This window comes from Pseudoalteromonas sp. TB51, from assembly GCF_000498055.1.
GTDB lineage: Bacteria > Pseudomonadota > Gammaproteobacteria > Enterobacterales > Alteromonadaceae > Pseudoalteromonas > Pseudoalteromonas atlantica.
Window position 1 is genome coordinate 1 of sequence record NZ_AUTO01000360.1, and the last position, 8,167, is coordinate 8,167.

The window sequence follows — 8,167 nt, forward strand, 5'->3', positions numbered from 1 at the left end:
AACAGGGTTGAGCGGTAATCATCGTCTAGCCCTGCCATTTTCTTTTTCCTCGCCATACTAGCTGACTTAGATGTATCTTGTTTAAAAAGCGCCATGGCTATCTTTCGCATTACATTAAACATTAATGGCCCTTGAAGTTTGCGTATTCTCGATTCATCTTCTCTGAAGTTCATATCAAGCATCCAATGCATGCTTTCAACCTGCCAGTGACTGCGTACCGCATTGAGTGCTTGCGCTGCATTTAAGTCTAATGAACTTATATACCAGCGTGTTTCAGTGGTATCCGACCCTGCCGACTTATCATGAACTTCAGCCCTGACCTTAATAATACTCGTTAAGCCAGGCCAACGATAATCCTTGCCTAACCAGCTTTTATCTATAAGTAACTGCTGGCATGTACGTGTTTCAACACGCCCATGTCCTGAGCTTATTTCGGTATATTCATCACAATTATGCTGAGTTAACCTTTCACGCTCGCACTTGTGCCACCACGCTTCTAGTTCCTTTTGCATGCCTGAATGATTACCTTTAAGTGCAAGAATATAATCTGCTTTTTGTTGGATGATTTGTTTTGCTATTTCTTGTTGGCATCCCATCGCATCTAACGTAATGATACTGTTTTCAATATCGAGCAGGGTGAGTAATTCTGGTATTGCGGTGATTTCATTTGTTTTATTATCAACAGCCGTCTGCCCAAGCACTAACTGGTGTTGGCAACTCCATGCACTGACCGTGTGTAAGGCACTTTTTCTGTCTTTTGTGGTAAATGAACGTCGTGCGGTTTTGCCATCGATAGCGATGATATCTGCACCTGTGGTTTCAATCAGTGATGATATCCAAGATTGAAATGCCCTTTCTATTTCATTTGCTTTTAACCGACACATGACGCGAGCAATCGTGTCATGTTTTGGAATTCCTGCGTTGAACGTACCGTATTTTTTTAACCAATCAAGCTTTAGGTGCCCAAAGTCTTCAATATCTTCCCATCCTTCTGCACCAGAGAGTACAGCGCTAATAGCAAGGAGAAGAATATCGATAAGTTCATGCTTTTTACAACGTTCAATGCGAGGATCTGTAATTGAATTAAAATGTTTCAGAAAAGTAGTGCTCATATTTATGCGACCAAGTAATTATTATGCCTTGATCTGATCACTACTTGCTCTATAAGTTCAATTTATAATGATCTTGCCGTGATAGTTACCCCTTTAGCCACACTGACGGCCTTTACATTAAGCGGTAACACATCAAGGTTTTTGTAATCAACAGCCGCCACCGGCGTTGAAACGAGTACAGCTATAAACGCCGTTGATAATGTTTTAGCAATCGTTTTTGTTGGTAAAAACACAGTTGTTGTCCTGTCCAATAAATAAGCAAGTAATACCTACATTAGCATGCTGCTGCAGATTTTGCTAAATGTAGCGCTTAAATAAAAACTATATATATTTCAATCATAAAGAGTTTGCCCGCAGTGCTGTATGGCTGGTTTTAATATTTTAAACAGCTATTTATTACACCTTAATTGAGGCTTTAGTACAGCACTTTAAATTAGGACGCTGCGTAAAAACTGTGCTAAAAAACTGAATATTTACTCTAATGCTATTGAAATTAATTTTTTTGGGCGTACACTTGTGCGCTGAAGTTTTAGCGTACACATGTAAGTTCAAATTCAATATTTAATATCCAAGAGATTAATAGTGATGATTACTAAAGTATTAGACCAATTTTCGAAGTGGTTTTTACACCATCAAAGCTTTGCAGGCTACATTGAGCCCATTATGCAAATGGTTAAGCCTGCGTGGCGTGCTGGTCTTTATAGAGCAAAAATAGAAGAGCTGACGCAGCACAATGGTGATTTTTTAAGTATTACCTTAAAGCCAACTCAGCACTGGCAGGCACACATTGCTGGCCAACATATTAGTTTAACGGTAGAAATAAACGGGCGTTTATTAACTCGTGTGTTTACGGTTGCCTCAAGCCCTGAGCAATTTAAAGCTACGGGCTTGGTGCGTTTATTAATTAAAACTAATGAGCAAGGGCGTTTTACAAGCCTTTTAAGCAGTGCTTTACGAGTCGGTGAGTGGTGCAATATTTCAGCGCCTAGTGGCGACTTTGTTTATAAAAACACCCAAAACAATGCAACGTTTATAGCGGGCGGCTCGGGTATTACACCTATGCTTGCCATGATTAGTGAGCATTTAAAACATACCACACAAAAAGTATCGCTGATTTATTATGCCAAAGCCGCAGCGCACCAATGTGTAGACGAGCTAAGCGCATTAGCAAACCAGTTTTCGCATTTTTCGTTTTTACTGCTCACACGCGAGCAATCAGATGATATTACTCGCCATGTAAATGTATGGGAAAACCCAGACATATACTGCTGTGGGCCTGCAAACTTCATGAAAACGGTGTGTGACTTTGCTAAAAAACACCATTTAAATTACTACCAGGAGGCATTTGGTTTAACGCTGCCAAGCCAAAATGACGACAGCCTGTTTAACGTACAGATTAATAGCAGCGCTCATGTCGTAAATGCTAATAACGCATTGTTAGCACAGTTTGAAGCAAAACAATTACCGGTTAAACGCGGGTGTGGCATTGGTATTTGCCACCAGTGCCAGTGCATTAAAAAGTCAGGCGTGGTGCGTAATTTAAAAACTGGTGAGTTGAGTGATAACGGCGAGCAGTTAATTCAACTGTGTGTAAGTCAACCTGTTAGCGACTTGGAGTTACAGCTATGAAAAACATAAACTTTGATCAGTTAGCCCACGATTTAGATAGCATAAAAATGGATACGCTAGGCAAAGTAGGGCAACAAGATGCAAACTACATTCGCTCGGTTGTTAAAAAGCAGCGGCTATGTGAGTGGAGNGTGGCCGTATTTTACTTATGCTGGGCTTTATTCAGCCACTTTTATGGGTTGCGGGTGTACTGTTATTAGCGCTGGCAAAAATTTTAGACAACATGGAAATTGGCCACAATGTTATGCACGGCCAATACGATTGGATGAACGATAAGCAGCTTAACTCGCAACACTACGAATGGGATATTGCTTGCGATGGGCAAAGTTGGCATCGCGTTCATAACTTTGAGCACCACACCTACACTAATATTATTGGTAAAGACCGCGACTTTGGTTATGGTTTATTACGTTTAAGCAATGATTTTAAATGGCGCTTAAAAAATGTGTGGCAGTTTATTACATATATAAATTTAAGTGTGCTGTTTCAGTGGGGGGTGTCGTATCACGAACTGGCAGCGGAACGTGTGTTTATAGGTAAAAAGAAAGAAAACCGCGAAGGGGGTGTATCGCATTCTACCCTAAAACAGCGCTTTTTTAGTAAAGGTGCGCGCCAATTAATAAAAGATTATGTGATATTTCCTTTATTGGCAGGCCCTTTGTTTTTATGGGTATTAGCAGGCAACTTACTGGCAAATTTGATCCGTAATTTATGGACTTCAACCATTATTTTTTGTGGCCACTTTACCGAGTACACCGAAACCTTTAAACAAGAGGACTGCATTAACGAAACGCAAGGGCAGTGGTACTATCGCCAAGTTTTAGGCTCATCAAATATCAAAGGCCCACATTGGTTTCATGTTTTAACTGGGCATTTAAGTTGCCAAATTGAGCATCACTTATTTCCTGATATGCCGTCCTCTCGCTATCAAGAGGTGGCCCCCCAAGTGCAAGCCGTTATGCAAAAGCACGGTATTGATTATCATACCGGTGGTTTTTTTAAACAGTACAGCTCGGTATTAAAACGTATTATAAGGTACTCGTTTAAATAAATAATGTGCCTTTAAAAAGCCGATTAATGAAGATGCATTAATCGGCTTTTTTGTATGTGCTCAACAATATGGCCAATTTATAAACAGCAGTTGCAAAAATTTCTTTTTGATAATTAAAAAAGCCTCAGTTTTGCTATGGTTAAATGATGCATGAATGTCATACAATGGAGAAAAATAGACCACACAAGAGAGATTAAAATGGCCGCATTCGGTACCGTGTTTATGCCGCAGATGATTCAAGCTCGTTTTTCTGATAACCAATGGAGCGAAAGCTCAATCGTCCCTTCCGATAAACTTGAACTTCATGCGGGCGCGCACGTCCTTCATTATTCAAGCACGTGTTTTGAAGGCTTAAAAGCTTTTCGCCACGAAGATGGCTCTATTTATATTTTTAGAATAGATGCAAACATTGCGCGTATGCAGCAAAGCTCTGCGCTATTAAGCTTACCAAGTTTTGACGGTCAAATGCTAAAAGACATGATTATCGAGATTGTTAAAGAGTATGCTGATGAAACGCCATTACCACCAGGCTCTATGTACATTCGCCCAACTCACATAGGAACAGAGGCTGCCATTGGTAAAGCGGCTGCGCCGTCAATGAGCTCGTTGTTATATACACTTTTATCGCCAGTTGGCGATTACTTTACCGGCGGCGCTACTGCACTGCGTGTATTACTTGAAGAAGATGGCATGCGCTGTGCCCCGCACATGGGCATGGTAAAAAGTGGCGGTAACTATGCCAGTGCACTTGCACCAATTAGCGCAGCACGCGAAAAATACCAAGCCGATCAAATCTTGTTTTGCCCTGGCGGCGACGTACAAGAAACAGGTGCAGCTAACTTTATTCTTATTGACGGTAACGAAATTATTACCAAAGCGCTTGATAGCACGTTTTTACATGGCGTAACCCGTAATAGCATTTTAACCATTGCAAAAGATTTAGGCATGACGGTAAGCGAGCGTAACTTTAGCGTTACCGAGCTTTTAGAGCGTGCTGCAAAGCCAGGTACAGAAGCTGCACTTTCAGGCACAGCTGCGGTGTTAACGCCGGTAGGCACGTTTATTCATAACGATAAAGAATACAAAGTAGGCAGTGGCGAGCCAGGCCCTACAACAGCGCGATTACGCCAAGCATTGAACGATATTCAATGGGGTAAAAGTGAAGACAAACACGGCTGGTTAACTAAAATCTAATTGATTTGAGCAGTTCGCAGTAAAAAGCCACCGACTAGGTGGCTTTTGTGTTTTTGAGTACTTTTTGAAATGTTTAGCGCTTAAAACTTCATTTCTATTTTGCCGTACACGTAACGGCCATTAAATCCGTAGGGCGAAAAGCTCGAATAAGCAAACAAGCGAGAAAAAGTAGAGACTTCTTCTACATTTTCGCGGGTAGGATCTGGGTATACATCAAAAATGTTATTGGCACCTAAACTAAGCGTTAGGTTATCAGTAGCGGCATAGGCTACATCTAAATCAGTGATCCACTTAGGCTTTAATACCTCGTTTAGTTCAGGCGTTGATGAAGGGTCTTGCGTTTCACCATAACGCGTAGTTCTTAGTGTGGTACGCAGCGCATCATGGGTCCATGTAGCACTTAAATTGTATTTATTGCGCGGGGTGCTTACTTCAAAGCGGCGCAGCTCTGTACCTGAGAACAAGTTGTCTTGATCAAACCCTGCACCTTGCAGTTCAGCGGGCGGGTCAATAATATCAGTGACTTCATTTTTGCCGTAGTTATACCCTAAGTTAAAGGCAATATCGCCATAGCCATCGGTGATTAAGTTGTACGAGGCAACCACATCAACACCCCGCGTTTTACTATCTATAGCGTTTAAGAAAAAGCGGCCTTGGTTAGCGCCCGTACCTGCTAGTAGCTCTTCTATTGCTGCGCCCGATAAATTGTTAGATAAAACAATACGGTCATCAATTAGTATTTGATAGTAATCAACCGATAAGCTGAAATTAAAGTCGGAAGACCAAGTAAAGCCAACCCCGTAGTTAGTGGCTTCTTCGGCATCAAGGCCCGGTGAGCCAAGCGCTTTGGCTACATCGCTGCTTGGTGCAAAGGTGCCGGTTTCGGTCGGAACGCTATCAACAAATACGGTAGCAACCGAGGTAAAATATTGCTGTTGTAATGAAGGTGCTCTAAATCCTGTTGAGGCTGAAGCGCGTATGGCTAAATCTTCGGTTAACAAATAGCGCGTTGCAATTTTGCCGTTAAGTGTATCGCCAAAATCTGAGTAATCCTCATAACGGGCTGCCACAGCTATGTTCCAATCATCTGTCAGGTAGGTTTCTAAATCTACGTAAAAGCTTACATTATGGCGGCTGTTGTCACCTTCTGATTCAGGTGTAAAGCCTGGAAATACCTGCGCACCTGCTGCACCAAATGGGCCATCTTCGCCTGTGACTACGCCACCTGGGCCAAATGAGCCTTGTGCGTATGAGGCTTCTTCGCCAGCTTCTATTTGATAGCCTTCTGTGCGGTACTCAGCCCCAATGGCAACACTTACCGCGCTTTCTAAAAAGCTGACGTCTACTTCGCGGCTTAAATCAACATTTAAAGTAAGTTGATCGTATGTAAGCGTACCGGCATCAAAGCGTGTTTGGCTAGTGGGGCCATATGACGTATTTAAACTATTGGTTACACCAAATTCGAACGCATCTTCACCATACACAGCCGATACATCGTAGTTCCAATCACTTATAAAGCCTTTAACACCTAACGCGAGTGAGTAGTCGTTTATATCTGAGGTGATCACAGGTAAAAAACCGTCGGGGTATATTTCTTCTATATTACGGCTATCGCTTGCGCGTCTATAAAAACCAGCGCCTTCACCTTCACGTTTAGAGTAAGAGCCAAATGAATACAAATCTGCATCGTTAGCTAGTTGATACCCTGCATTATAAAAAACCGATAGGTCTTCTACATCCCCATTACCAAAGTTATGGTTATAACGGTTAACTGTAAACTCGCGGGGGTCGAGCGAGCCATCTTCTAATCGGTCGTAGTTTTCGCGTTGATCGTAATCGGCACGGTTAGTTGAGTGGCGGTCGCGGTATTCGGTCGAAATGTTTAAAAAGCCATTATCACCAAGCTCTAAACCAATATTACCTTGCAAAGTAAGTGTTTGCCCATCGGTTAAAGAGCGATCGCCGCCTTCGGTAAATGCTAGGTTGCCATCGCTACCCTCAGATACCGATTCAAGCTGAGGTACACCATCCATTTCGGTGATATTAGCCCCATAAATAGCCGCAAGGGAGCCGCCGCTGCCTGCGCTTTTAAGCACAATGTTAATCACACCCGCTATAGCATCAGAGCCGTATTGCGCTGCAGCGCCATCGCGTAAAACTTCAATGCGTTCAATAGCATTAGCTGGTATTGCATTTAAATCTACAGAAGATGAGCCGCGCCCCGTTGAACCATTTAAATTAAGCAGTGCGCTACTATGACGACGCTTCCCATTAACCAGCACTAAGGTATGATCGGGTGCTAAACCACGTAGTTGTGCAGGGCGTACATGGTCGCTGCCATCAGTAAGTGATGCCTGTGGAAAGTTAAAACTTGGTAACAAATTGCTCAGTAGCGCGTTTGTTTCAGTAAGGCCTGAACTGGTAAGCGCCTCAGCGCCAATAATATCAATAGGTACGGCGCTGTCTTCTACTGTGCGCCCTAAACGGCGTGAGCCAATTACGCTAATTTGCTCTATATCTTCTTGTACTTGAGGTGTTTGCTGTGCCGCGTGTGCAGTAAACGCACCAAATAGCGAAAGCGATGCACCCACAGCCACTGCTGTACTCACTTTTAAGTTATTTAACCTAAACGGTAGGCTTTGATTCATGTTGTTAATCCTCATCTGATCACCCATTGATTTAAAAATTTTTGTTTTTATAGCCGCTACTTTTTAATGGAGCTGCTTTGAGAACATAAACCGCATTAACAAAATGAGTCAATTGAATAACATTCAATTAAAATTAAAGGATATATAGTTACAAGGTTTAATAAATAAAACTAAATGAGGTAAAAGCTATAAATAGGCTAGGTTTTGTAAGTACCTATGGAGCTTAAAATAATTGGCAATAATGAGGTTTACTTTTAGTTAACAGGTAAGAGCAGTGTGTACGCCTTTAATAATAGCTGTTACTCAGTGTTTTTTTAAATTAAGTGTATAACCCACCTTTTATATGTTAAATAAATTAACATATAAAGAGCGGGTTATTTAATCTGAAATTTGTATAGCGTTTAAAAAGGTTGCGAGTGATTTTTATAATAAAATAATATAAAAATTAAAATTTTATTTTACCTGTAAGTATATCTTTAAACATGACCCAATCTCCCCATAAGCTATAAAGGGGGTGCTTAAAAGTGGCGGGG

The 8,167-nt window shown here is 41.7% G+C and carries 6 protein-coding genes and 1 pseudogene; 3 read left to right on the top strand and 4 right to left on the bottom strand.

Annotation, left to right across the window (positions count from 1 at the left end; all coding sequences use genetic code 11):
* Together L650_RS0123015 and L650_RS24190 are read right to left on the bottom strand one after the other, a co-directional pair.
* A partial coding sequence (locus L650_RS0123015; protein WP_029771904.1) for an ISAs1 family transposase occupies positions 1–1,112 on the bottom strand: 1,112 nt, incomplete at its 3' end.
* 62 nt (positions 1,113–1,174) lie between these two features.
* Positions 1,175–1,345 carry a hypothetical protein gene (locus tag L650_RS24190; RefSeq protein ID WP_174380564.1) on the bottom strand — a complete coding sequence of 57 codons (171 nt, stop codon included), beginning with the start codon at positions 1,343–1,345 and terminating at the stop codon, positions 1,175–1,177.
* Between the two features lie 352 nt (positions 1,346–1,697).
* Between L650_RS24190 and L650_RS0123025 the strand changes: the two genes are divergently transcribed.
* The 3 genes and pseudogenes from L650_RS0123025 to L650_RS0123035 all read left to right on the top strand — a co-directional run bounded on the left by L650_RS0123025 (position 1,698) and on the right by L650_RS0123035 (position 4,986).
* Positions 1,698–2,741: a flavin reductase family protein gene (locus tag L650_RS0123025; RefSeq protein WP_029774545.1), complete on the top strand. Its 1,044-nt coding sequence runs from the start codon at positions 1,698–1,700 to the stop codon at positions 2,739–2,741.
* A pseudogene (locus L650_RS0123030) lies at positions 2,738–3,792 on the top strand (fatty acid desaturase family protein). The gene L650_RS0123025 and the pseudogene L650_RS0123030 overlap by 4 nt, the downstream one beginning before the upstream one ends.
* Before the next feature lie 150 nt (positions 3,793–3,942).
* Entirely contained in the window at positions 3,943–4,986 is a 1,044-nt protein-coding gene (locus L650_RS0123035; protein ID WP_083901793.1) for a branched-chain amino acid aminotransferase, read from the top strand.
* Between the two features lie 80 nt (positions 4,987–5,066).
* Here L650_RS0123035 and L650_RS0123040 read toward each other — a convergent pair whose 3' ends face one another.
* Both L650_RS0123040 and L650_RS24195 read right to left on the bottom strand, forming a co-directional pair.
* A complete protein-coding gene (locus L650_RS0123040; RefSeq protein WP_029774546.1) occupies positions 5,067–7,634 on the bottom strand; it encodes a TonB-dependent receptor plug domain-containing protein in 2,568 nt (855 codons plus the stop codon).
* 445 nt (positions 7,635–8,079) lie between these two features.
* A partial coding sequence (locus tag L650_RS24195) for an Mpo1-like protein (RefSeq protein ID WP_128081083.1) occupies positions 8,080–8,167 on the bottom strand: 88 nt, incomplete at its 5' end.